The organism is Pseudomonas chlororaphis subsp. chlororaphis (assembly GCF_003945765.1).
Taxonomy (GTDB): domain Bacteria; phylum Pseudomonadota; class Gammaproteobacteria; order Pseudomonadales; family Pseudomonadaceae; genus Aquipseudomonas; species Aquipseudomonas chlororaphis.
Map to the genome: position 1 here is coordinate 2,759,797 of NZ_CP027712.1, position 22,928 is coordinate 2,782,724.

Below are 22,928 nucleotides of genomic sequence, written 5' to 3' on the forward strand. Positions count from 1 at the left end.
CGTTGCTCTTGAGTTCCTTCGCGGGCAAGTCGGCGATCCGACTTGCCCGCGATTAACGTGAACGATAACGCGGTGTCGCTAAAACACCGCGCGTGGCTTCAAAGCATCGGCGTGCTGACAAACAACGCCAACCCTTCGGCATACTCCGCAAACGCCTTGACCCTTGGAAACCGCGCGGCATCCAGGTGCTCGGCCACCAGCAGCTGGGTAAAGCTCCAGGCCACGGCCAGGCTGATACCGGCCTGATCGATATCGCCATCGGTGGCCAGCGGGCGTTTCTCCAGTTCGTTTTCCAGCTCGCCATAAGCCGCCGCCAGCTGCCCGCGAACCCGCTCCAGCCACGGTTCGTGCCGCTTCTCGGCGGGGCGCAGCTGGTACTCGTAGTAGATCTGCACCGACTTCTCGCACGCCGCCAGCGCCAGGCCGATCAGCCGCAGGTCGTGGGCCCGCGCCTGGGGCGCCGCCGGCAACAGGCTGCGGCCGGCCAGGGCTTCCAGGTAGTCGATGATCAGGCACGAATCCATCAGCACCGTGCCGTCGTCGCAGATCAGGGTCGGCGCCTTGACCACCGGGTTGATGCGCTGGAACTGCTCGAAAGTGCGAAACACCGACAACGCCTCATGCTCGAACGGGATCTCCAGGCGCTTGAGGGTAATGGCGACACGGCGAACATAGGGTGAATCGAGCATACCGATGAGTTTCATTGAGCATTTCCTTGTGCGGAACAACGAGACAGGGGGAGGGCCGCGGCTAATTTAGCGGCAAATGTCCGGGGTTGGCTATCGGGGGCTGGTGATTGCTGTCAATCATCGATGACGGCTATTCCAGGTGCAATAAGACGAGGGTGAAAGTTTTCGGATGGCTGTCGGCGCAACGTTCGCGAGCGATCTGAAAACATGAGGCTGGTTATAAGCGTCGGATGTTGTACAAGGCCCGCCAAGTACTTCTATCTATATACCGTTGATAATGGTTGAAAACCCGCAGCCTGATATTGCGCTGCGGGTTTAAGTGTCCGAAACAGTATTGAGCCAGTTCGACTGTTTCGGTTTGACAGGCTCGATAAAACGCCGTGCATCTCACTGCGCTTGTTTATTTCTCACTCCAGGCGATTGCCTTGTTGAACGCCTCATAGGTTTCCGACTCGATAAACTCCGCGGTCGGAACGATCTTGAGTGATTTCAGCAGGTCCTCGACATCGTCTTCCTGCCCGATTTGAACGAAGAACTGCTGGATACTGCTCATCTCGCTATTGGTCAGGCTGCCCAGGAAGTTCTTTCCCTGGTAGTTCTCGGCTACATAAAAGCTGTAGTTATTGTTGCCGACCCTGGACTTGTATATCGACGTCAAGCCACCGGCGCCCAAGGTGATTTTACCGTCGCTTTCCTCTTTCATCTCTCGGGCGATAGTGTCGTGATCCGTTTCTCCCGCATTCTTGGTGCCGCCGAAAAACTGCGGCATGCCGCCATACACGAGATTGGCGCGTTTAATGGGGAAGTAGAGGTAGCCATTATCCTCGTCTTCGGAATACAGAAGAATTGCGTATGCTTTGTCGGTCATGATGCGCTCCTTGCGTGAGTTTGAACCTCAAACTTCCCTGGCACTGCGAGGGACTTGTCCTGATGCCCATGACCAGCACTTGATTGAACGGCGCAAGCACGAGTGTGCTGTGGAGCATCCGTTACCCAGCGTAGGTGAGCGACGTACCCGGTGCCGGTCTTTCGGATGAAAAGCAGGTCATGGCGCGGGAGCCGCCAGACGGCCTAGGCTCTGTACGAAAAGTGGCTGCGCGCTGGGCGCCTTCGGCGCTACGCAGGCCATGCTGCGCGCTAGACGCCTGCGGCGTTACGCAGAAACAGGCTCGTGCGCGAGTCCGATCGGAATGCTCATTTAGGCCCCTAAAGTCGAATGCGACCCCAGCCGTTCCTCGCCTGTTTTGATTCGCTACGCTCACCCTCCGGGCCAGCCTTCGGCTGTTACTCCCGTTGGTCGTTGCGCCTTGCCTGACCTTCGCTCGCCGACTTTTCGTACAGACCCTGGTAGCGGAGTGCGGCAGCGCTATTGTTTAGGGAGCAATGGCTGAACATCGGCAGGAGAAGCGCTATGCATCCGACCCGAACTGCCCTTGTCCTTGCCGGTGGCGGCAGCCTTGGGGCTGTCCAGGTGGGGATGCTGCGGGCGCTGCTGGAAAAGCATGTGGTGTTCGACCTGGTGGTCGGCGCGTCGGTCGGTGCCCTCAATGGCGCCTACTTTGCCGCCAGGCCCAATGCCCGCGGTGTCGCCGAACTGGCCGATTTCTGGCGTGGCTTGCGCAAGGCCGACGTGTTTCCGTTTTCCTTGATTGATGCGCTGTCTTCCTTGCTCAGGCGTCGTGGCTGCCTGTTGCCCTCGTCGGCGCTGGCGAGCCTGGTGCGCCGGGCGCTGCCGGTGAGCCGCATCGAAGACACCGAACTGCCCCTGCATATCGTCACCACCAACCTGCTCACCGGGGCCGAAGAGCTGTTGTCCAGCGGCAGCGTCGAGCAGGCCCTGCTGGCCAGTGCCGCGATTCCGCTGGTGTTTCCGTGGGTGCAGATCGGCGACAAGCTGCTGGTCGACGGTGGTGTTGCCAGTAACACCCCGATCGCCGCGGCGGTGTCGCTGGGCGCGACCCGGGTCATCGTGGTGCCGACGGGATTCGGTTGCGCCTGCCCACGACCGCCAAGCGGGTTGATCGCCCTGGCCTTGCATACCCTGAACCTGATGAGCATGCGCCAGCTGGTGCGGGACATTGAGCTCCATTCGCCACAGGCGGCGATCCATGTGGTCGCGCCCTTGTGTCCGCTGGGCATTTCGGTGTTCGACTTCAGCCAGACCGAGCAACTGCTGCAACGGGCCCACCAGCAGACCCTGGCCTGGGTCGAAGAGGGCGGCCTGCTGCGTACCGGCGTGCCGGGGGCGTTGCAGGCGCATACGCACGCGGCGGGGTGAGGCTCAGTCCTCGAACCCCGCCTGCTCGTGAATCTCGTCGACCTTCAGTTCCAGGCGGTAGGCCACGGCGATGAACAGCGCCTGGCACAGGCACAAGGTCGCGCTCAAAGAACGGAAGGCGAAGGAGCTGCCTTCGTTGACCAGCAGCACGCTGTTGGCACGCTTGGCCAGGGGCGACAGGTTGCTGTCGGTGATGATCAGCGTCTTGGCCTGGTGGTGCTGGGCGATCCGCAGGCAGTGCTGGGTTTCCTTGGCATAGGGGGTGAAGCTGATGGCGATCACCAGGTCGTTGGGGCGGATGCTGCGCATCTGCTCGCGGTAGCTGCCGCCCAGGCCCGACACCAGGTGGATGCGCTTGTTGGTGTGCTGCAGGTTGTACACCAGGTAGTCGGCCACGGCGAAGGAGCGGCGCACCCCGACCACGTAGATGTTGTCGGCGTTGACCACCAGGTCCACGGCCTTGTCGAAGGCCGCGTCGTCCAGCTCCAGGCCCAGGCGCTCGATGCCCGACAGGGTGGCGTTGATGCACTCGCGCGCCAGGTCGCCGCCGCTGGCCTTCTGCGACTTGTTGGCGATCATGCTGCGGATGCGCTGCTGGTAGTTCTGTACCGGGGTGGTCTTGTGGGTGTAGGCCTCGCGAAACAGCGCCTGCATTTCGCTGAAGCCGCTGAAGCCGAAGCGCTGGGAGAAGCGCACGATGGCCGAGGGGTGCACCTCGCATTCGCCGGCGATGTCGCTGATGCGGTCGACCATGATCCGGTCGCTCTGCTGGCTCATGTAGCTGGCGATGCGCTTGAGCTGGCGCGGCAGGCTTTCGTATTCCTGGGTGATCAGCTGCAGCAGGCGCTCGGCATTGATCGGGGGGCTGGCGAGGTCGCTGTCTTGCGGGCTCTCGGTCGTGGCCGGCTGATCGGTGCGGGACATAGGCAATCCTTCTGTGCTTACTGGCTTGTACTTAATGGGAGCGGGCTGGTTGATCCACTCCCTGACAATAGGTGGGCTGTGCGCAGTCTACAGGGTCGGTGCGGGGAAAATCTTGAGCCGCGCGGCCACGGGGCGCTTGCTGAAACGATGCAGGCTGCCTGGAGCGGCCTTGAAAAAGTTTATTGGAAAAAATATTCCACGTAAAAAATTTATAGAAAAAATATTGATTGGTGCCGGTGAACGATTTAGTCTGCATCCACCAAGAGCGTTCGGCGCCTTCCTCGGTGCCACGCGCAGGCTGATAAAAATAACAGGAGCCAGCATGGGCCAGACTCGTTTTGCCAGTGGGCGTCAATTGGATCTGATCTGCCTCGGACGCCTGGGCGTCGACCTTTACGCACAGCAGGTCGGGGCCCGGCTGGAAGATGTCACAAGCTTCGCCAAATACCTCGGCGGCTCGTCCGCCAACATCGCCTTCGGCACCGCGCGCCTGGGCTTGCGCTCGGCGATGCTGAGCCGGGTCGGCGACGATCACATGGGGCGCTTCCTGGTGGAATCCCTGGCCCGCGAAGGCTGCGACGTCAGCGCGATCAAGATCGACCCGCAGCGCCTGACCGCCCTGGTCCTGCTCGGGCTCAAGGACCGCGAGACCTTCCCCCTGGTGTTCTACCGCGAGAACTGCGCCGACATGGCCCTGCGCGCCGAGGACATCAATGAAGCCTTTATCGCCTCCAGCAAGGCCTTGCTGATCACTGGCACCCATTTCTCCACCGACGGCGTGTACCAGGCCAGCCTGCAGGCCCTGGAGTACGCCGAGCGGCACGACGTCAAGCGCGTGCTCGACATCGACTACCGTCCGGTGCTCTGGGGCCTGGCGGGCAAGGCCGACGGCGAGACCCGGTTTGTCGCCGACCAGAACGTCAGCGCCCATGTGCAGAAGATCTTGCCGCGCTTCGACCTGATCGTCGGCACCGAAGAAGAATTCCTCATCGCCGGCGGCAGCGACGATCTACTCAGCGCCTTGCGCACCGTGCGTTCGCTGACCGCCGCGACCCTGGTGGTCAAGCTCGGCCCCCAGGGCTGCACGGTGATCCACGGGGCGATCCCGGCGCGCCTGGAAGACGGCGCGATCTACCCCGGGGTGCGGGTCGAAGTGCTCAATGTGCTGGGGGCGGGCGATGCCTTTATGTCCGGCTTCCTCAGTGGCTGGCTGGAGGATGCCAGCGACGAGCGCTGCTGCCAGCTGGCCAATGCCTGCGGCGGGCTGGTGGTGTCGCGCCACGCCTGCGCGCCGGCGATGCCGACCCGCGCCGAGCTGGATTACCTGTTCAACAGCCCGGTGCCCATCACCCGGCCGGACCAGGACGCGACCTTGCAGCGCCTGCATCAGGTCAGCGTGCCGCGCAAGGCCTGGAAGCAGCTGTTCATTTTTGCTTTCGACCATCGCGGGCAACTGGTGGAACTGGCGCAGAAGGGCGGGCGCGAGCTCAGGGCCATCGGCCAGCTCAAGCAGCTGTTTATCCAGGCTGTGGAGCGGGTCGAGGCCGACTTGCGCGCGCAGGGCATCGAAGCCGATGTCGGCCTGCTGGCGGACCAGCGTTTCGGCCAGGACTCGTTGAACGCCGCCACCGGCCGTGGCTGGTGGGTGGCGCGGCCGGTGGAAGTCCAGGGCTCGCGGCCGCTGGCTTTCGAACACGGGCGCTCGATCGGCAGCAACCTGATCGCCTGGCCCCAGGAGCAGATCATCAAGTGCCTGGTGCAATACCACCCGGACGACGAGCCGTTGCTGCGCCTGGAGCAGGAAGCGCAGATCAAGGGCCTGTACCAGGCATCCCAGGTCAGCGGCCATGAGCTGCTGCTGGAAATCATTCCGCCCAAGGACCACCCCTCGACTCACCCGGACGTGCTCTACCGCGCTCTCAAGCGCCTGTACAACCTGGGCATTTTCCCGGCCTGGTGGAAGATCGAGGCGCAGAGCGCCGAGCAGTGGCAGCGGCTCGACGAGCTGATCGAGGAGCGCGACCCCTATTGCCGTGGCGTGGTGCTGCTGGGCCTCAACGCCCCGGCGGCGACCCTGGCCGAGGGTTTCCGTCAGGCCGGCAACAGCCGCACCTGCCGCGGCTTCGCCGTGGGCCGGACGATTTTCCATGAACCGAGCCGGGCCTGGTTGGCCAGCGAGATCGACGACGAAACCCTGATCCGCCGGGTGCAGGCGACCTTCGTCGAACTGATCGACGCCTGGCGCACGGCCCGACCCCAAACGCAAACCCGAACGTAAACCTGGCACAAATCCCTGTAGCCGCTGCCGAGCGTAGCGAGGCTGCGATCGGTGGCGCAGCCACCGCAAGCGTTGTACCTGACACTACGCGTTGTCAGGTTTTGCGAGCGCTGCGTCGGGATGCCGCCCAGCTCGATCGCAGCCTCGCAGGCTCGGCAGCGGCTACAGCGGCTACGGGTGGGATTTTTCAGAACTGCTTTAGAAAACAATAAAAGGTGCAGCCATGCCCGCAATCCGAATTGGCATCAACCCGATTTCCTGGAGCAACGACGACCTGCCGTCCCTCGGCGGCGAAACGCCGTTGAGCACGGCGCTGAGCGAGGGCAAGGAAATCGGTTATGAAGGCTTCGAGCTCAACGGCAAGTTCCCCAAGGATGCCAAGGGCGTCGGCGATGTGCTGCGGCCTTATGACCTGGCGCTGGTCTCGGGCTGGTATTCCAGCCGCCTGGCCCGGCGCTCGGTGGCCGAGGAGATCGACGCCATCGCCAGCCATGTGCAGTTGCTGGCGCAGAACGGCGCCACGGTGCTGGTCTACGGCGAGGTCGCCGACTCGATCCAGGGCCAGCGCATTCCCCTGGTGGAGCGTCCGCGTTTTCACAGCCAGCAGGCCTGGCAGGAATACGCCGACAAGCTCACTGAGCTTGCGCGTTTCACCCTGTCCCAGGGCGTGCGCCTGGCGTACCACCACCATATGGGCGCCTACGTCGAATCGCCGGCGGACATCGACCAGTTGATGAGCCTGACCGGCAGCGAAGTCGGCCTGCTGTTCGACTCGGGCCACTGCTACATGGGCGGCGGCGAACCGCTGCAAGTGCTGCGCAAGCACATCGGGCGCATCTGCCACGTGCACTTCAAGGATGTGCGCAAGCCGGTGGTGCAGCTGGCGCGCAACAACCTGTGGAGTTTTCCCGACTGCATCATCAACGGCACCTTCACCGTGCCGGGGGATGGAGACATCGATTTCGCCGCGCTGCTGGACGAGCTGCTGGCCGCCGATTACCAGGGCTGGCTGGTGGTGGAGGCCGAGCAGGACCCGGCGGTGGCGCCGAGTTATGTCTACGCGAAGAAGGGTTATGACACCTTGCGCGCGCTGCTTGATGAGAGGACTGGACAATGAGCCTGCTGGTAAAAAGCGCGGCCAAGGGCCGGACCATGGTGCAGTTGGCCGAGGGCCGGTTGCAGTACGTCGGGTTCGCCGCCTACCGCCTGAGCCTCGGCGAAAGCCTGCCGGTCAATGCCGGCGACCGGGAGTTGTGCCTGGTACTGCTCAGCGGGCGTATCGGCGTCCAGGGCGAGGCGCCGGGGCAGGGCGCGTTCGGCTGGGACAACCTCGGCGACCGGCAATCGGTGTTCGAGGACAAGTCGCCCTTCGCCGTCTACCTGCCGCCCGGCAGCCAGGCCCAGGTCACCGCCCTGAGCGATGTGCAGATCGCCGTCTGCGCCGCGCCCGGCGCTACTGCAAAAAGCTCCGCCACCAACGGCCTCGGCCCCCGGTTGATCCTTCCCGAGAACATGAAGCGCAGCGTGCGCGGCAAGGGCGCCAACACCCGGTATGTCTGCGACATCCTGCCGGACAGCGAGCCGGCCCATTCGCTGCTGGTGGTGGAGGTGCGCACGCCGTCCGGGCACTCCTCCAGCTACCCGCCGCACAAGCACGACACCGACGACCTGCCGCACCAGAGCTTTCTCGAAGAGACCTATTACCACCAGGTCAACCCGCCCCAGGGTTTCGTGTTCCAGCGGGTCTACACCGACGACCGCAGCATTGACGAGGCCATGGCCGTGGAGCACGGCGACCTGGTGGTGGTGCCCAGGGGTTACCACCCGGTCAGCGTGCCCTATGGCTACGAGTCCTATTACCTGAACGTCATGGCCGGGCCCAAGCGGGTCTGGCAGTTCCATAACGATCCGCGGCACAGCTGGCTGCTGGATCTGTGATTTCCAGCATCTGAATTCCAACATTCGAACGGAGAACAAGAACAATGAGTGACGCCCCGGTAATCGGCCATTACATCGACGGTCAGGTGCAAGACAGCGGCGAGCGCTTTGCCAACGTGTTCAACCCGGCCACCGGCCGCGTGCAGGCCCAGGTCGCCCTGGCCAGCCAGAAGACCGTGGACGAGGCCGTCGCTTCGGCGATGAAGGCCTTCCCGGCCTGGTCCGAGCAGTCGGCGCTGCGCCGTTCGCGGGTGATGTTCAAGTTCAAGGAACTGCTGGACCAACACCACCACGAGCTGGCCGAGATCATCACCCGCGAGCACGGCAAGGTGCTGTCCGACGCCCATGGCGAAGTGACCCGCGGCATCGAGATCGTCGAGTTCGCCTGTGGCGCGCCGAGCCTGCTGAAAACTGACTTCAGCGACAACATCGGCGGCGGCATCGACAACTGGAACCTGCGCCAGCCCCTGGGCGTGTGCGCCGGGGTCACCCCGTTCAACTTCCCGGTGATGGTGCCGCTGTGGATGATCCCGCTGGCCCTGGTCAGCGGTAACTGCTTCATCCTCAAGCCGTCCGAGCGCGACCCGTCCGCCAGCCTGCTGATGGCGCGCCTGCTGACGCAAGCCGGGCTGCCCGATGGTGTGTTCAACGTGGTCCAGGGCGACAAGGCGGCGGTGGACGGGCTGTTGCAGCACCCGGACATCGAAGCGATTTCCTTTGTCGGCTCGACGCCGATCGCCGAGTACATCCACCGCCAGGCCACCTCCCGCGGCAAGCGCGTGCAGGCCCTGGGCGGGGCGAAGAACCATATGATCGTGATGCCCGATGCTGACCTCGACCAGGCCGCCGATGCGCTGATCGGCGCGGCCTACGGCTCGGCTGGCGAGCGCTGCATGGCGATCTCCATCGCCGTGGCGGTGGGCGAGGTGGGCGACCGACTGATCGAGAAACTGCGGCCGCGCATCGACCAGCTGAAAATCGGCAACGGCATGCAGGGCGACAGCGACATGGGGCCGCTGGTGACCGCCGAGCACAAGGCCAAGGTCGAAGGTTTTATCGACCAGGGCGTGGCCCAGGGCGCGCAACTGCTGGTGGACGGCCGCGGCTTCAAGGTGCCGGGGGCAGAGCAGGGCTTTTTTGTCGGCGCGACCCTGTTCGACGGTGTGACGACCGAGATGAGCATCTACCAGGAGGAAATCTTCGGCCCGGTGCTGGGCATCGTCCGGGTGCCGGATTTCGCCAGCGCGGTGGCGCTGATCAACGCCCATGAATTCGGCAACGGCGTGTCCTGCTTCACCCGCGACGGCGGCGTGGCCCGGGCCTTCGCCCGCAGCATCAAGGTTGGCATGGTCGGCATCAACGTGCCGATTCCGGTACCCATGGCCTGGCATTCCTTCGGCGGCTGGAAGCGCTCGCTGTTCGGCGACCACCATGCCTATGGCGAGGAAGGCCTGCGCTTCTACAGCCGCTACAAGAGCGTGATGCAGCGCTGGCCGGACAGCATCGCCAAGGGCCCCGAGTTCAGCATGCCGACCGCCAAGTAAAGCCCTGCAACCCGTTGCTCTGGAGAACAAGAATAATGAACCAGCCCCTGCGTTTCGCCCTGAATCGTATGGTTGCCCCACGTTTGAGCCTGCCGGCGTTCATCGAGCTGGCGGTGACCCTGAAAGCCGATGCCATCGAGATCCGCAATGACCTTGCGGGCGTGGAGATCGAAGACGGCACGCCGCCGCAGCAGGTGCGCCAGTTGTGCGCGGCCCACGGCATCCAGGTGCTGTCGATCAATGCGCTGTACCCCTTCGATGTCTGGAACGACGAGCGTCGCGCCCAGGCCCTGAAGCTTGCCGCCTATGCCCGCGATTGCGGCGCCCGCGGCCTGGTGATGTGCCCGCTGAACGACCGCGCCGATGCGCGCAGCGAAGCCGAGCGCGGCGCCGGTTTGCGCACCGCCTTGACGGAGTTGGCGCCGATCCTGCGCGAGCATGGGATTCTCGGTTTTATCGAGCCCCTGGGTTTCGAGGAATGTTCTCTGCGGCGCAAGCGCACCGCGGTGGAGGCGATCCGCGCCAGCGGCGGGCTGGATGTGTTTCGCCTGGTGCACGACACCTTTCACCATCACCTGGCCGGCGAGCAGGAATTCTTCCCCGAGCTGACCGGGCTGGTGCATATCTCCGGGGTCGAGGACCGCGAGGCGCCCCTGGCGAGCATCCGCGACGGCCACCGGGTGCTGGTGGGCGAGGGCGACATCCTCGGCAACGCGGCGCAGATCGAGACCCTGCTCGAGCGCGGCTACAGCGGCCACCTGTCGTTCGAACCCTTCGCCGACAGCGTGCATGGGCTGGCGGATATCCAGCGGGCGATCGGCGCCAGCATCGACCATCTCAAGCAGGCCCTGGCATAACACCGTTCCCTGTAGCCGCTGCCGCAGGCTGCGATAAGGCCGCAGGCCTTCAGCGATTTTGAGGCCTTGCGCGCCCTTCGGTCGCGATCGCAGCCTGCGGTAGCGGCTACAGAGCAGCAACCTTCACCCTATTCAAAGGTGCAGATATGACTACGACACGACTGACCATGGCCCAGGCCCTGGTGAAATTCCTCGACAACCAGTACGTCGAGATCGATGGGGTGCAGAGCAAGTTCGTCGCCGGGATCTTCACCATCTTCGGCCACGGCAACGTGCTCGGCCTGGGCCAGGCCCTGGAGCAGGACAGCGGCGAGCTGCTGGTGCATCAGGGCCGCAACGAGCAGGGCATGGCCCACGCCGCCATCGGTTTCGCCAAGCAGCACCTGCGGCGCAAGATCTACGCCTGCACCTCGTCGGTGGGCCCGGGGGCGGCGAACATGCTGACCGCCGCGGCGACCGCCACCGCCAACCGCATTCCCTTGTTGCTGCTGCCCGGCGATGTCTACGCCAGCCGCCAGCCCGACCCGGTGCTGCAACAGATCGAGCAGTTCCACGACCTGAGCATCAGCACCAACGATGCCTTCAAGGCGGTGAGCAAATACTGGGACCGCATCAACCGCCCCGAGCAGTTGATGACCGCGGCGATCCACGCCATGCGCGTGCTCACCGACCCGGCGGAAACCGGCGCGGTGACCCTGGCCTTGCCCCAGGATGTGCAGGCCGAGGCCTACGATTACCCGGATTACTTCCTGCAGAAACGCGTGCACCGTATCGAACGCCGGCCGGCCACCGCGGCCATGCTCGAGGATGCCGTGGCGGCCTTTGCCGGCAAGCGCAAACCGCTGATCGTCTGTGGCGGCGGGGTCAAATACTCTGGGGCCAACGAGGCGCTGCTGGCGTTTGCCGAAAGCTTCGGCATTCCCTTCGCCGAGACCCAGGCCGGCAAGAGCGCGGTGGTCTCCAGCCACCCGCTGAATGTCGGCGGCATCGGCGAGACCGGTTGCCTGGCGGCCAACCTGCTGGCGAAAGAGGCGGACCTGATCATCGGCATCGGCACCCGCTACAGCGATTTCACCACCGCCTCGAAGTCGCTGTTCCGCGCCGATGTGCAGTTTCTCAACCTCAATATCTGCCCCTGCGATGCGCTGAAGCTCGACGGCGTGCAGCTGCTGGCGGATGCCCGGGAAGGCCTGAACGGGTTGGCCGAAGCCCTGGCGCGCAGCGACTACCAGGCCGCCTGGGGCGAACAGATCGGTCAGGCGCGGGCGCAGCTGGACGCGGAGGTGGACCGGGTCTATCAGGTCGAATACCACGCCGACGACTTTGTCCCGGAGATAAACGACCATATGGACCCGGCGGTGCTGCGCGAATTCATCGAGCTGACCGGTTCCTGCCTGACTCAGAGCCGGGTGCTGGGGGTGCTCAACCAGACCCTGGCCGACGACGCGGTGATAGTCGCCGCCGCGGGCAGCCTGCCCGGCGACCTGCAACGCAGCTGGCGCAGCAAGGGGGTCAACACCTACCACGTCGAGTACGGCTATTCCTGCATGGGCTACGAGGTCAACGCGGCCCTGGGGGTCAAGCTCGCCGAGCCCCAGCGCGAGGTCTACGCCCTGGTGGGCGACGGCTCCTACCTGATGCTGCATTCGGAGCTGGCCACCTCGATCCAGGAGCGGCGCAAGATCAACGTGGTGCTGCTCGACAACATGACCTTCGGCTGCATCAACAACCTGCAGATGGAACACGGCATGGACAGCTTCGGCACCGAGTTCCGTTTCCGCAACCCCGAGACCGGCAAGCTCGACGGCGGCTTCGTGCCGGTGGACTTCGCCATGAGCGCGGCGGCCTATGGCTGCAAGACCTACAAGGTCAAGACCGTGGCAGAGCTGCAGGCGGCCCTGGCCGATGCGCGGACCCAGACGGTGTCGACCCTGATCGATATCAAGGTCCTGCCCAAGACCATGATCCACAAGTACCTGTCCTGGTGGCGGGTCGGGGTGGCGCAGGTGTCCACCAGCGCCCGTACCGACGCGGTGGCCAAACAACTCAACGAACGCCTGGCCAAGGCCCGGCAGTACTGATCGCTCGAATAACAACAGGCTCGAACAACCTATTGCTCGAACAAAAAACAGGAGTGCATTCATGTCTTTGAAACTGGGCGTCATCGGTACCGGGGCCATCGGCCAGGACCATATCCGTCGTTGCAGCCAGACCCTGCTGGGCAGCCAGGTGGTGGCGGTCACCGATATCAATCTTGCGCAGGCGGCGAAGGTGGTGGCCGAGCTGAAGATCGCCGCCGAGGTCTATCCCGATGGCCAGGCGCTGATCAAGGCGCCGGAAGTCGAGGCGGTGCTGGTCACCTCCTGGGGGCCGAGCCATGAAGAGTTCGTCCTGGCCGCCATCGCCGCCGGCAAGCCGGTGTTCTGCGAGAAGCCGCTGGCGGTGACCGCCGCCGGCTGCCGCAAGATCGTCGAGGCCGAGGTGGCCCACGGCAAGCGCCTGGTCCAGGTGGGCTTCATGCGCCCCTACGATTCTGGCTACCGCGCGCTGAAGGCGGTGATCGACAGCGGCCGGATCGGCGAGCCGCTGATGCTGCACTGCGCCCACCGCAACCCGCGGGTCGGCGAGAACTACAAGACCGACATGGCGATCACCGACACCCTGATCCATGAGCTGGACGTGCTGCGCTGGCTGCTGGCCGACGACTATGTGTCGGTGCAGGTGGTGTTCCCGCGCAAGTCGAGCAAGGCGTTGGCGCACCTGCGCGACCCGCAGGTGGTGCTGCTGGAAACCGCCAAGGGCACGCGCATCGACGTCGAGGTGTTCGTCAACTGCCAGTACGGTTACGACATCCAGTGCGAAGTGGTGGGCGAAACCGGCATCGCCAGGTTGCCTGAGCCGTCCCAGGTGCAACTGCGCAGCGAGGCCAAGCTGTCCAACACGATCCTGATGGACTGGAAGGACCGCTTTATCGCTGCCTATGACATCGAGCTGCAGGCCTTTATCGACGGAGTGCGGGCCGGGCAGGTCGGTGGCCCTTCGGCCTGGGACGGCTATGCCGCGGCGGTGGCCGCCGATGCCTGCATCGAGGCGCAGAACAGCGGGCAGATCGTCAAGGTCGAACAACCGCCGCGCCCGGCGTTCTATGGCTGATTCTGTAGGAGCGGCCGGTTGCCCGCGATGGACGTTAACGATGATGCGGTCTGTCTGGAACAACGCGGCGCATCCGACTCCATCGCGAGCAAGCTTCGCTCCTACAGGGGACACAGCAACTTTGTAGCCGCTGCCGAAGGCTGCGATAAGGCCGAAGGCCTTCAGCGATCTTGAGGTCCTACGCGCCCTTTGGTCGCGATCGCAGCCTGCGGCAGCGGCTACAGGTCACCACTTCAGATTCGGGGAGAACAATAAAATGCGCATCGCACTGGACCCCTACATGTACCGCCACCTGCCGCTGGGCCAGATGACCGACAAGGCCGCCGAATTGGGTTATCAGTACATCGAGCTGTCGCCGCGTGAGGATTTCCTGCCGTTCTACAAGGCGCCACGGGTCGACCGGGCGCGGATCAAGGAATTTCGCAAGGCCCTCAGCGACAGCGGCGTGCAGCTCTCTTCGCTGTTGCCGATGTACCACTGGGCCGCCGCCGACGAAGGTTTGCGCGTGGCGGCGGTGCGCAACTGGAAGCGGGCGATCCAGATCGCCGTGGAAATGGACTGCGAGCTGGTCAACAGCGAGTTCACCGGCCAGTCGGACAACCCGCTGGTGTGCGAGAACCAGTTCATGCGCTCCATGGACGAGTTGATTCCGGAGTTCGAGCGCGAGGGCATCAAGCTGGATATCCAGGCCCACCCCTATGATTTCTGCGAGCGCAACAACGAGTCGGTGGACATCATCCGCGGCTTCGACCGGGACTGGATCAACTACCTGTACGCGGCGCCGCACACCTTCTTTTACGACGACGGCAAGGGCGACATCGCCTCGATGCTCAAGTACGCGGGCAGCAAGCTCAGCCACCTGATCATCGCCGACACCTATAACCACAAGGCGTCGTCGAGCCTGCGCTATATCGTCAACCCGCCGGGCGTCACCGCCACCGTGCACCAGCACCTGGACATCGGCCAGGGCGAGGTGGACTGGACGGCGTTCTTCGATACCCTGCGTGAAATCCAGTTCGACGGCATCGCCACGGTCTCGGTGTTCGCCTGGGAAGACCGCCCGGACGAATCCAACCGGATGATGCTGGAGCGGGTCAGCAGCGAACTGTGCTGCTGACACAAACGCAGCCACCTGTAGCCGCTGGCGCAGCCTGCGATCGAGGACAACGTCCTCGCAAAACCTGCTGACGCGCAGGGAGCTGAAAGACCGCATGCGCCGTGGTTGCGACCACTGCGTGGTCGATCGCAGGCTGCGCCAGCGGCTACAGGGCTACAGGGCTACAGGGCTACAGGGCTACAGGGCTACAGGGCTACATCGGGTTCTATATAAGGAGGGCTTTGCGATGCGCATTGGTTTGGTGGGTTACGGCCATGGTGGCCGACATTTTCACGCGCCGCTGATTGCCAGCCTGCCCGGCGCGACCTTCGTCGGCGTGGTCACCCTGTCGGCCGAGCGCCGGCAGCTGCTGGCGGCGGAGCACCCCGGGGTGCGGGCCTTCGACAGCATCGAGCAACTGGTCGCGGCCGGGATCGACGGGTTGGTGATTTCCACCCCGCTGGAGGGCCGTGCGGCGCTGGTGCTGGAAGCCATCGAGCGCGGTGTCCCGGTGGTCAGCGACAAACCCTTCGCCAGCGACCTCGAACAGGCCAAGGCGCTGATCGAGGCCGCGCAAACCCGTCGGGTGCCGCTGAGTGTGTACATGAACCGGCGCTGGGACTCGGACTTCCTCACCCTACGCAAGCTGATCGCCAGCGGTGCCCTGGGCAGCGTCAGCCGTTTCGAGTCGCGGGTCGAGCGCTATGTGCCGCAGGCCGTGGGCAATACCAGCGGCGGTGGGTTTCTGCGCGACCTCGGCAGCCATCTGGTGGACCAGGCCTTGCAGCTGTTCGGCCCGGTGACCCGGGTCTACGCCGAGTTGCAGTACGCCCCCCAGGCGCCGACCTGCGACCACGGGTTTTTCCTCGCCCTGAGCCACGCCAATGGCGTGGTTTCACATGTGTCCGGTAGTTGTCTGCAGAATTGCCAGGGGCCACGGTTCCGGGTCAGCGGTTCGGCCGGCAGTTATACGGTCGAGGGCCTGGACGGCCAGGAGCAGGCGCTGGTCGCCGGCCTGTCGCCGCAGACCGAGGGCGAGCGCTGGGGCGTCGAGGAACACCGGCGCTGGGGCTGGTTCGAGCAGGGCGAGATCCGTGAGCGGGTGGCTTCCGAGCGGGGCGACTGGTTGCAGTTCTATAAACAGTGGCAGGTGGCGCTGCAAGGGCAGGGGCCGCTGCCGGTGACCGCGGCCGAGGCCCTGGCCACCACCCGCGTGCTGGACGCCGCGCGCCTGAGCTGGCGCCAGCGCCAGGTGGTGGAAATGGCCGATTTCCGGCTGCAGAATGAATTTGGAATAAAATTCTAAAATGAGTTGATATAGAAATTATTTTCTAATAAAGTCATTTCCAGGTTGCCGACTAGCAGGGTTTCGCCAGCGTCACGGGCCGATTTCAGATCCGCCTTGAACCGAGTGAAACCCGCCAACAAAAACAAAACAGGTACCGTCGATGAAAACCTTCAGTTCCGTTGTGCACCTGCTTCGCCGCGCATTGCCGCGCTGGCGTCCACTCTCTAGTCGAACACCTCGCCAAACACCCCGGCATGCCTCTGTCGTCCAGTCCCTGGTCCGCCTGCTTTGCGTCGAACGCAAGGGCGCGCTGGTGTGCTGCATGCCCGGCGCGCCGATCGTGCGTCTGCCTCACTGAGTGGTTTCTGCGCCTTATCCATAAAACCTACAAGAATGTGGAGAAAGACCTTTCATGAAGACCAAGACCCGTTTCGCCACGCTTGCCCTGTCCCTGCTGCTGGGCAGCGGCACGGCGTTCGCCGACCTGAAGATCGGCGTGAGCATGTCGCAGTTCGACGACACCTGGCTGACCTACCTGCGTGAATCCATGGACCAGAAAGCCAAGTCGCTGCCGGACGGCGTTACGCTGCAGTTCGAGGATGCCCGGGCCGATGTGGTCAAGCAGCTGAGCCAGGTGGAAAGCTTTATCAGCCAGAAGGTCGACGCCATCGTGGTCAACCCGGTGGACACCGCGGCGACCCGCAAGATCACCGAAGCGGCGGTCAAGGCCGGGATTCCGCTGGTCTACGTCAACCGCCGGCCGGACGACCTGAACCTGCCCAAGGGCGTGGTCACCGTGGCCTCCAATGACCTGGAGGCCGGGCAGATGCAGATGCAGTACCTGGCCGACAAGATGGGCGGCAAGGGCGAGGTGGTGATCCTGCTGGGCGACCTGGCGAACAACTCCACCACCAACCGCACCAAGGGCGTCAAGGAAGTGCTGGCCAAGTACCCGGGGATCAAGGTCGAGCAGGAACAGACCGGGATCTGGCTGCGGGACAAGGCCATGACCCTGGTCAACGACTGGTTGACCCAGGGCCGCCAGTTCGATGCGGTGGTGGCCAACAACGATGAAATGGCCATCGGCGCCGCCATGGCGCTGAAACAGGCCGGGGTGGAGAAGGGCAGCGTGCTGATCGCCGGGGTCGACGGCACGCCCGATGGCCTGCGCGCGGTGCAGAAGGGCGACCTGGCGGTCTCGGTGTTCCAGGATGCCAAGGGCCAGGCCGACGGCTCGATCGACACCGCGGTGAAAATGGCCAAGCACGAGCCGGTGGAGCAGGCGGTGTGGGTGCCGTATCGCCTGATCACCCCGGAAAACGTCGCCCAGTTCAAATAAGCCCGGTTCAAACAGCCCGTCCGTTCCATCAACAACCATAAGCCGGCGGGGTGGCCCAGCTGCCCCGCGGATGGAGTACCTGATCATGTTCGCTTCAGCGACTGCTTCGAGCATCCCGACGGCGGCTATGCAGCCCGCCGCTCAGTCTGCCCAGTCTGTGTCCGAGCAGCAGCCTTACCTGCTGGAAGTCATCAACGTCAGCAAGGGTTTCCCCGGGGTTGTCGCCCTGTCCGATGTGCAGCTGCGGGTGCGTCCCGGCACGGTGCTGGCGCTGATGGGGGAGAACGGCGCGGGCAAGTCGACCCTGATGAAAATCATCGCCGGGATCTACCAGCCGGACGCCGGCGAGCTGCGCCTCAAGGGCCAGCGGGTGAATTTCGAGACGCCGCTGGCGGCCTTGCAGGCGGGGATCGCGATGATCCACCAGGAACTCAACCTGATGCCGCACATGAGCATCGCCGAGAACATCTGGATCGGCCGCGAGCAGCTCAACGGCCTGCACATGGTCGATCACCGCGAGATGCACCGCTGCACCGCACTGCTGCTGGAACGCCTGCGGATCAACCTCGACCCCGAGGAGCAGGTGGGCAACCTGAGCATCGCCGAGCGGCAGATGGTGGAGATCGCCAAGGCGGTGTCCTACGACTCCGACATCCTGATCATGGACGAGCCGACCTCGGCCATTACCGAGAAAGAGGTGGCGCACCTGTTCTCGATCATCGCCGACCTCAAGGCCCAGGGTAAGGGCATCATCTATATCACCCACAAGATGAACGAAGTGTTCGCCATCGCCGATGAAGTGGCGGTGTTCCGCGACGGCGCCTACATCGGCCTGCAACGGGCCGACAGCATGGACGGCGACAGCCTGATCTCGATGATGGTCGGCCGCGAACTGAGCCAGCTGTTTCCGGTGCGCGAGAAGCCCATAGGCGAGCTGCTGATGTCGGTGCGCGACCTGCGCCTGGACGGGGTGTTCGAGGGCGTGTCCTTCGACCTGCACGCCGGGGAGATCCTTGGCATCGCCGGGCTGATGGGCTCGGGGCGCACCAATGTGGCCGAGACGATTTTCGGCATCACCCCCAGCGACGGCGGCGAGATCCGCCTTGACGGCCAGCCAGTGCGCATCAGCGATCCGCACATGGCCATCGAGAAGGGGTTTGCCCTGTTGACCGAGGACCGCAAGCTCAGCGGCCTGTTTCCCTGCCTGTCGGTCCTGGAAAACATGGAGATGGCGGTGCTGCCGCACTATGCCGGCAACGGTTTCATCCAGCAGAAGGCCCTGCGCGCCCTGTGCGAGGACATGTGCAAGAAGCTGCGGGTCAAGACCCCGTCGCTGGAGCAGTGCATCGACACCCTGTCGGGCGGCAACCAGCAGAAGGCCTTGCTCGCGCGCTGGCTGATGACCAACCCGCGGGTGCTGATCCTCGACGAACCGACCCGTGGCATCGACGTCGGCGCCAAGGCCGAGATCTACCGGCTGATCGCCTACCTCGCCGGCGAAGGCATGGCGGTGATCATGATCTCTTCGGAGTTGCCGGAAGTGCTGGGCATGAGCGACCGGGTGATGGTCATGCACGAGGGCGAACTGATGGGCACCCTCGACCGCGGCGAAGCGACCCAGGAGAAGGTCATGCAACTGGCTTCCGGGATGTCCCTGGTCCACTAGCCGGCAAACGTATCAAGGCCATCGGCGAGGTGTGTTCGCCGCCGGCCATACAAGAAGAAGGTGAAGGCTTATGAACGCGATACTGGAAAACAAACCCGCGGCGGCGCCAGCCAGAACGCGCCGGCGCCTGCCCACCGAGCTGAGCATCTTCCTGGTGCTGATCGGCATCGGCCTGGTGTTCGAGCTGTTCGGCTGGATCGTGCGCGACCAGAGCTTCCTGATGAACTCCCAGCGCCTGGTGCTGATGATCCTCCAGGTGTCGATCATCGGCCTGCTGGCCATTGGCGTGACTCAGGTGATCATCACCACCGGCATCGACCTGTCGTCCGGCTCGGTGCTGGCGCTGTCGGCGATGATCGCCGCCAGCCTGGCGCAGACCTCGGACTTCACCCGCGCGGTGTTCCCGTCGCTGACCGACCTGCCGGTGTGGATCCCGGTGGTGGCCGGGCTGGGGGTAGGGCTGCTGGCGGGGGCGATCAACGGCAGCATCATTGCCATCACCGGCATCCCGCCCTTTATCGCCACCCTCGGCATGATGGTCTCGGCGCGTGGCCTGGCGCGCTATTACACCGAAGGCCAGCCGATCAGCATGCTCTCGGATTCCTACACGGCCATCGGCCACGGCGCCATGCCGGTGATCATCTTCCTGGTGGTGGCGGTGATCTTCCATATCGCCCTGCGCTACACCAAGTACGGCAAGTACACCTATGCCATCGGCGGCAACATGCAGGCGGCGCGGACCTCAGGGATCAACGTCAAGCGCCACCTGGTGATCGTCTACAGCATCGCCGGACTGCTGGCGGGGCTGGCCGGGGTGGTGGCCTCGGCGCGGGCGGCGACCGGGCAGGCGGGCATGGGCATGTCCTATGAACTGGACGCCATCGCCGCGGCGGTGATCGGCGGCACCAGCCTGGCCGGCGGCGTGGGGCGCATCACCGGCACCGTGATCGGCGCGCTGATCCTCGGGGTGATGGCCAGCGGGTTCACCTTCGTCGGCGTCGATGCCTATATCCAGGACATCATCAAGGGCCTGATCATCGTGGTGGCGGTGGTCATCGACCAGTACCGCAACAAGCGCAAGCTCAAGCGCTGACTTCTCTGCTTTCTTGTAGGAGCGAACGGGCGGCGATCCGACTTGCTCGCGATGGACGTCAACGATAACGCTTAGCATCTGATGCATGCGGCGCCTGGACGTCCATCGCGGGCAAGCCTCGCTCCTACAGAAGAGCCATACTCCACGGCAGCGGCAGGCCTTTTTCGGGCCTGCCGCTGCCGTTTGTCTTCTAAAAGACCCCGGGCGATGGAATTTCTTGTTATAAACGCACTCCGATAACCGCCGCCAAAGCCAGCCCTGGCGGGCTTTCAGGGCTTATCAGACAAATCTGATGTCATTTCAGTTGCTGACGCCTCGAACCGGCCTTAGACTGCCGCCCCTCGTAAATTGAGTGCCGGGTGGCGCTTGGAATGTATGGCGCCTTTCCGATGCCCCGAAAGGGGGCACGGAAAACAGCTTTAATTCGCCTTAATGCACGTATTTTTTATAGAGAAATCAATGACAAAGGAAAAGTTGCTGGCCATGCCGGCGGATGACTACATGAACGCCGAGCAGCTGGCTTTTTTCACTGAGCTGTTGCAGGCCATGAAGGTCGAAACCCACGAGCGCATCGAACAGAACCGAATCGCCATTGAGAGCCTGGACACCCCGGCCGACCCTGCCGACGCGGCTTCCGTAGAGGAAGAGCGGACCTGGCTGGTCAACGCTATCGACCGCGACCAGCGCATGCTGCCGCAGCTGGAGCAGGCCCTGGGCCGTATCGGCGACGACAGCTTCGGCTGGTGCGACGACAGCGGCGAGCCGATCGGCCTGAAACGCCTGCTGATCAGCCCGACCACCAAGTACTGCATCGAAGCTCAGGAACGTCACGAGCAGATCGACAAGCACCAGCGTCAGGCCTGATCGCCAAGACTTCTTCCCCTCGCGGGCAAGCCCCATCCCAAGGTCGTCGAGACGCCTGGGATCGGAGGCTTGCCCGCGAGTCGTTTGTGGGTGTCTTTAAAGCCCGCGCATTTCTATTGATCTGCTGCAAAGCTGCGACTAATGGACCATGGATAATGGCTTTTTAGTGGCGTTCAATGCAGGCCAAATAATTAGAAAAGCGTGGGGTAATCCAGATGACGCAAGACGGATCTTCGCCGGCTGCCATGGCGCAACCGCTGTCAGTAGTCCAAAGCACCCGGCGCTGGCAGGTTCCAACCCTGCAAAGCAGCACCTTGCTGCTAGTGCTGTACGTCCTGTCCCAGGGGCTGCTTTCTTTCTACCTCGCCGTGCCGCTGATGCTGCTGATCGTCTGGCTGCCGCTCTTGCGCAGGTCCAAGGCAGCAGCGCCGGCGAGCAGCGTCGATAACCGCGAGATCGCCGCGCTGACGCGCGACCTGTCCTGCAGCACCAGCCATAACGCGCTGTCGGCCGCCGGCGTGGCCTATTCGGTCCGGCAACTGGCCGGGCGGGTGCAGTCGCAGCTGGACTCGGCGGCGCGCATCGTCAGCAGCGCCGAGGCGATGATCCACACCGAGCAACTGGCCGCGCAGCTCAGCCAGCAGGCCCTGAGCGCCGCCAGCGAAGCCCATCGCAGCAGCGCCGAAGGCAGCACCGTGCTGGGCGAATCGATCACCCGCATGCACCGCCTCAGCCAAAGCGCCAACGACAGCCGGCAACTGATCGAAGCCCTGAGCCAGCGCAGCGAAGACATCCAGCGGGTGGCGCTGGTGATCCAGTCGATCGCCAGCCAGACCAACCTGCTGGCGCTGAATGCCGCCATCGAGGCGGCGCGGGCCGGTGAGCATGGCCGCGGGTTCGCCGTGGTGGCCGATGAAGTGCGCGGCCTGGCCGGGCGCACGGCCACCGCCACCGACGAGGTCGGGGTGATGGTCGGCGATATCCAGCAGCGCACGGCCCAGGTGGTGGAGCAGATCCGCCAGCTGTCCAGCGACCTGAACACCGGGGTCGAGCAGGTCGAGTCCACCGGCCAGCATCTGCAGAACATCGCCCGGCTGGCGGCCGGGGTGGAAAGCCAGGTCGGCGAGATCGCCCGCGGCGCCGAGACCAACCGCCAGCAACTGGACAGCCTGTTCCATGCCGTGGAGCAGGTGCGCGGCGACCTGGCGGTGAGCGACCAGCAGACCCGCCGCCTGGCCGAGGCAGCGGTGCAGATGGAAGGGCAGGCGGAGATCATCAGCGAACGCCTGGCCGAGGTCGGCCTGGATGACTACCACCAGCGTATCTACGACCTGGCCCAGGAAGGCGCCCGGCGCATCGCCGAGCAGTTCGAGGCGGATCTTGCGGCCAACCGCATCAGCCTCGACGACCTGTTCGACCGCAGTTACCAGCCGATCGCCAATACCCAGCCGGTGAAATACCAGACCCGCTTCGACCGTTACGCCGATCAGGTGCTGCCGGCGATCCAGGAGCCGTTGCTGGCGCGTCACGAAGGCCTGGTGTTCGCCATCGCCTGCACGCCCCAGGGCTATGTGCCGACCCACAACCAGGCGTTTTCCCGGCCGCTGACCGGCGACCCGCAGGTGGATACCCTGCACAACCGCACCAAGCGCAAGTTCGAGGACCGCACCGGCATCCGCTGCGGCAGCCACCAGCAGCCGCTGTTGCTGCAAACCTACACCCGCGATACCGGCGAGCTGATGCACGATTTGTCGGTGCCGATCAGGGTCAAGGGCCGGCATTGGGGCGGTCTGCGCCTGGGTTACAAACCGGAACAGGCCGTCGAGGCCGCGCGCGGCTGAGCCCGAGCGGGCTGGTCATTGTTACCGGCCCTGCAACGGAGCTGTGCCAGGGATGGCTTTTTCCCAGCATGGGAACTCAT

General features: G+C 64.2%; 20 protein-coding genes. 16 read left to right on the top strand and 4 right to left on the bottom strand.

Annotation, left to right across the window (positions count from 1 at the left end; genetic code table 11):
• Positions 1 to 98: 98 nt before the first annotated feature.
• Together C4K27_RS12745 and C4K27_RS12750 are read right to left on the bottom strand one after the other, a co-directional pair.
• Positions 99 to 704, bottom strand: coding sequence for a glutathione S-transferase (locus C4K27_RS12745; protein ID WP_053260722.1), 606 nt, complete (start codon positions 702 to 704; stop codon positions 99 to 101).
• Between the two features lie 385 nt (positions 705 to 1,089).
• Positions 1,090 to 1,557, bottom strand: a complete 468-nt coding sequence (locus C4K27_RS12750) for an NUDIX hydrolase (protein ID WP_053260723.1) — start codon at positions 1,555 to 1,557, stop codon at positions 1,090 to 1,092.
• Between the two features lie 543 nt (positions 1,558 to 2,100).
• Here C4K27_RS12750 and C4K27_RS12755 point away from each other — a divergent pair.
• A complete protein-coding gene (locus C4K27_RS12755) occupies positions 2,101 to 2,967 on the top strand; it encodes a patatin-like phospholipase family protein (RefSeq protein WP_053260724.1) in 867 nt (288 codons plus the stop codon).
• A 3-nt stretch (positions 2,968 to 2,970) separates the two neighbouring features.
• Here the strand turns inward: C4K27_RS12755 and C4K27_RS12760 are convergent, their stop codons facing one another.
• Together C4K27_RS12760 and C4K27_RS12765 are read right to left on the bottom strand one after the other, a co-directional pair.
• Positions 2,971 to 3,891, bottom strand: coding sequence for a MurR/RpiR family transcriptional regulator (locus C4K27_RS12760; RefSeq protein ID WP_053260725.1), 921 nt, complete (start codon positions 3,889 to 3,891; stop codon positions 2,971 to 2,973).
• Positions 3,892 to 3,978: 87 nt separating this feature from the next.
• Entirely contained in the window at positions 3,979 to 4,215 is a 237-nt protein-coding gene (locus C4K27_RS12765; RefSeq protein WP_125738015.1) for a hypothetical protein, read from the bottom strand.
• Here C4K27_RS12765 and C4K27_RS12770 point away from each other — a divergent pair.
• The 15 genes from C4K27_RS12770 (at position 4,214) to C4K27_RS12840 (ending at position 22,848) form a co-directional block, all read left to right on the top strand.
• Complete coding sequence (locus C4K27_RS12770) at positions 4,214 to 6,169, top strand: bifunctional 5-dehydro-2-deoxygluconokinase/5-dehydro-2-deoxyphosphogluconate aldolase (protein ID WP_053260726.1); 1,956 nt, start codon at positions 4,214 to 4,216, stop codon at positions 6,167 to 6,169. The two genes, C4K27_RS12765 and C4K27_RS12770, sit on opposite strands and share 2 nt — an antisense overlap.
• Positions 6,170 to 6,392: 223 nt before the next feature.
• The gene (gene iolE / locus C4K27_RS12775) at positions 6,393 to 7,286 is read left to right on the top strand and encodes a myo-inosose-2 dehydratase (RefSeq protein ID WP_053260727.1); all 894 of its coding nucleotides are present in this window, start codon (positions 6,393 to 6,395) and stop codon (positions 7,284 to 7,286) included.
• The gene (iolB, locus tag C4K27_RS12780) at positions 7,283 to 8,107 is read left to right on the top strand and encodes a 5-deoxy-glucuronate isomerase (RefSeq protein WP_053260728.1); all 825 of its coding nucleotides are present in this window, start codon (positions 7,283 to 7,285) and stop codon (positions 8,105 to 8,107) included. The genes iolE and iolB overlap by 4 nt, the downstream gene beginning before the upstream one ends.
• A 44-nt stretch (positions 8,108 to 8,151) precedes the next feature.
• Positions 8,152 to 9,651, top strand: coding sequence for a CoA-acylating methylmalonate-semialdehyde dehydrogenase (locus C4K27_RS12785; protein WP_053260729.1), 1,500 nt, complete (start codon positions 8,152 to 8,154; stop codon positions 9,649 to 9,651).
• A 35-nt stretch (positions 9,652 to 9,686) separates the two neighbouring features.
• Entirely contained in the window at positions 9,687 to 10,508 is an 822-nt protein-coding gene (locus C4K27_RS12790) for a TIM barrel protein (RefSeq protein WP_053260730.1), read from the top strand.
• Positions 10,509 to 10,654: 146 nt separating this feature from the next.
• Positions 10,655 to 12,589, top strand: coding sequence for a 3D-(3,5/4)-trihydroxycyclohexane-1,2-dione acylhydrolase (decyclizing) (iolD, locus tag C4K27_RS12795; protein ID WP_053260731.1), 1,935 nt, complete (start codon positions 10,655 to 10,657; stop codon positions 12,587 to 12,589).
• Between the two features lie 61 nt (positions 12,590 to 12,650).
• Complete coding sequence (locus tag C4K27_RS12800; RefSeq protein ID WP_053260732.1) at positions 12,651 to 13,661, top strand: bifunctional inositol 2-dehydrogenase/D-chiro-inositol 1-dehydrogenase; 1,011 nt, start codon at positions 12,651 to 12,653, stop codon at positions 13,659 to 13,661.
• A 256-nt stretch (positions 13,662 to 13,917) separates the two neighbouring features.
• On the top strand, positions 13,918 to 14,778 hold the full coding sequence (locus tag C4K27_RS12805) for a sugar phosphate isomerase/epimerase family protein (RefSeq protein WP_053260733.1): 861 nt from the start codon (positions 13,918 to 13,920) through the stop codon (positions 14,776 to 14,778).
• A 226-nt stretch (positions 14,779 to 15,004) separates the two neighbouring features.
• A complete protein-coding gene (locus C4K27_RS12810) occupies positions 15,005 to 16,063 on the top strand; it encodes a Gfo/Idh/MocA family protein (RefSeq protein WP_053260734.1) in 1,059 nt (352 codons plus the stop codon).
• Positions 16,064 to 16,205: 142 nt separating this feature from the next.
• A complete protein-coding gene (locus C4K27_RS31450) occupies positions 16,206 to 16,403 on the top strand; it encodes a hypothetical protein (RefSeq protein WP_081002261.1) in 198 nt (65 codons plus the stop codon).
• A gap of 54 nt (positions 16,404 to 16,457) precedes the next feature.
• Positions 16,458 to 17,384, top strand: a complete 927-nt coding sequence (locus tag C4K27_RS12820) for a sugar ABC transporter substrate-binding protein (RefSeq protein WP_053260735.1) — start codon at positions 16,458 to 16,460, stop codon at positions 17,382 to 17,384.
• 85 nt (positions 17,385 to 17,469) lie between these two features.
• A complete protein-coding gene (locus C4K27_RS12825) occupies positions 17,470 to 19,050 on the top strand; it encodes a sugar ABC transporter ATP-binding protein (protein WP_053260967.1) in 1,581 nt (526 codons plus the stop codon).
• A gap of 70 nt (positions 19,051 to 19,120) precedes the next feature.
• Positions 19,121 to 20,143 carry an ABC transporter permease gene (locus C4K27_RS12830; RefSeq protein ID WP_007923642.1) on the top strand — a complete coding sequence of 341 codons (1,023 nt, stop codon included), beginning with the start codon at positions 19,121 to 19,123 and terminating at the stop codon, positions 20,141 to 20,143.
• Positions 20,144 to 20,602: 459 nt separating this feature from the next.
• Complete coding sequence (locus C4K27_RS12835; protein WP_007923643.1) at positions 20,603 to 21,007, top strand: TraR/DksA family transcriptional regulator; 405 nt, start codon at positions 20,603 to 20,605, stop codon at positions 21,005 to 21,007.
• A gap of 215 nt (positions 21,008 to 21,222) precedes the next feature.
• Positions 21,223 to 22,848 (top strand): methyl-accepting chemotaxis protein, encoded by a 1,626-nt coding sequence (locus C4K27_RS12840; protein ID WP_053260736.1) that lies wholly within the window; start codon positions 21,223 to 21,225, stop codon positions 22,846 to 22,848.
• The last annotated feature ends 80 nt before the right edge of the window (positions 22,849 to 22,928 follow it).

Bases quoted from the DNA above. Each gene is read 5' to 3' on its own strand.
- C4K27_RS12785 (WP_053260729.1), top strand. From the start codon at position 8,152: ATGAGTGACGCCCCGGTAATCGGCCATTACATCGACGGTCAGGTGCAA.
- C4K27_RS12810 (WP_053260734.1), top strand. From the start codon at position 15,005: ATGCGCATTGGTTTGGTGGGTTACGGCCATGGTGGCCGACATTTTCAC.
- iolB (WP_053260728.1), top strand. From the start codon at position 7,283: ATGAGCCTGCTGGTAAAAAGCGCGGCCAAGGGCCGGACCATGGTGCAG.
- C4K27_RS12820 (WP_053260735.1), top strand. From the start codon at position 16,458: ATGAAGACCAAGACCCGTTTCGCCACGCTTGCCCTGTCCCTGCTGCTG.
- iolE (WP_053260727.1), top strand. From the start codon at position 6,393: ATGCCCGCAATCCGAATTGGCATCAACCCGATTTCCTGGAGCAACGAC.
- C4K27_RS12755 (WP_053260724.1), top strand. From the start codon at position 2,101: ATGCATCCGACCCGAACTGCCCTTGTCCTTGCCGGTGGCGGCAGCCTT.
- C4K27_RS12790 (WP_053260730.1), top strand. From the start codon at position 9,687: ATGAACCAGCCCCTGCGTTTCGCCCTGAATCGTATGGTTGCCCCACGT.
- C4K27_RS12835 (WP_007923643.1), top strand. From the start codon at position 20,603: ATGACAAAGGAAAAGTTGCTGGCCATGCCGGCGGATGACTACATGAAC.
- iolD (WP_053260731.1), top strand. From the start codon at position 10,655: ATGACTACGACACGACTGACCATGGCCCAGGCCCTGGTGAAATTCCTC.
- C4K27_RS12745 (WP_053260722.1), bottom strand. From the start codon at position 704: ATGAAACTCATCGGTATGCTCGATTCACCCTATGTTCGCCGTGTCGCC.
- C4K27_RS12805 (WP_053260733.1), top strand. From the start codon at position 13,918: ATGCGCATCGCACTGGACCCCTACATGTACCGCCACCTGCCGCTGGGC.
- C4K27_RS12750 (WP_053260723.1), bottom strand. From the start codon at position 1,557: ATGACCGACAAAGCATACGCAATTCTTCTGTATTCCGAAGACGAGGAT.
- C4K27_RS12760 (WP_053260725.1), bottom strand. From the start codon at position 3,891: ATGTCCCGCACCGATCAGCCGGCCACGACCGAGAGCCCGCAAGACAGC.
- C4K27_RS12765 (WP_125738015.1), bottom strand. From the start codon at position 4,215: ATGCTGGCTCCTGTTATTTTTATCAGCCTGCGCGTGGCACCGAGGAAG.
- C4K27_RS12830 (WP_007923642.1), top strand. From the start codon at position 19,121: ATGAACGCGATACTGGAAAACAAACCCGCGGCGGCGCCAGCCAGAACG.
- C4K27_RS12770 (WP_053260726.1), top strand. From the start codon at position 4,214: ATGGGCCAGACTCGTTTTGCCAGTGGGCGTCAATTGGATCTGATCTGC.
- C4K27_RS12825 (WP_053260967.1), top strand. From the start codon at position 17,470: ATGTTCGCTTCAGCGACTGCTTCGAGCATCCCGACGGCGGCTATGCAG.
- C4K27_RS12840 (WP_053260736.1), top strand. From the start codon at position 21,223: ATGACGCAAGACGGATCTTCGCCGGCTGCCATGGCGCAACCGCTGTCA.
- C4K27_RS12800 (WP_053260732.1), top strand. From the start codon at position 12,651: ATGTCTTTGAAACTGGGCGTCATCGGTACCGGGGCCATCGGCCAGGAC.
- C4K27_RS31450 (WP_081002261.1), top strand. From the start codon at position 16,206: ATGAAAACCTTCAGTTCCGTTGTGCACCTGCTTCGCCGCGCATTGCCG.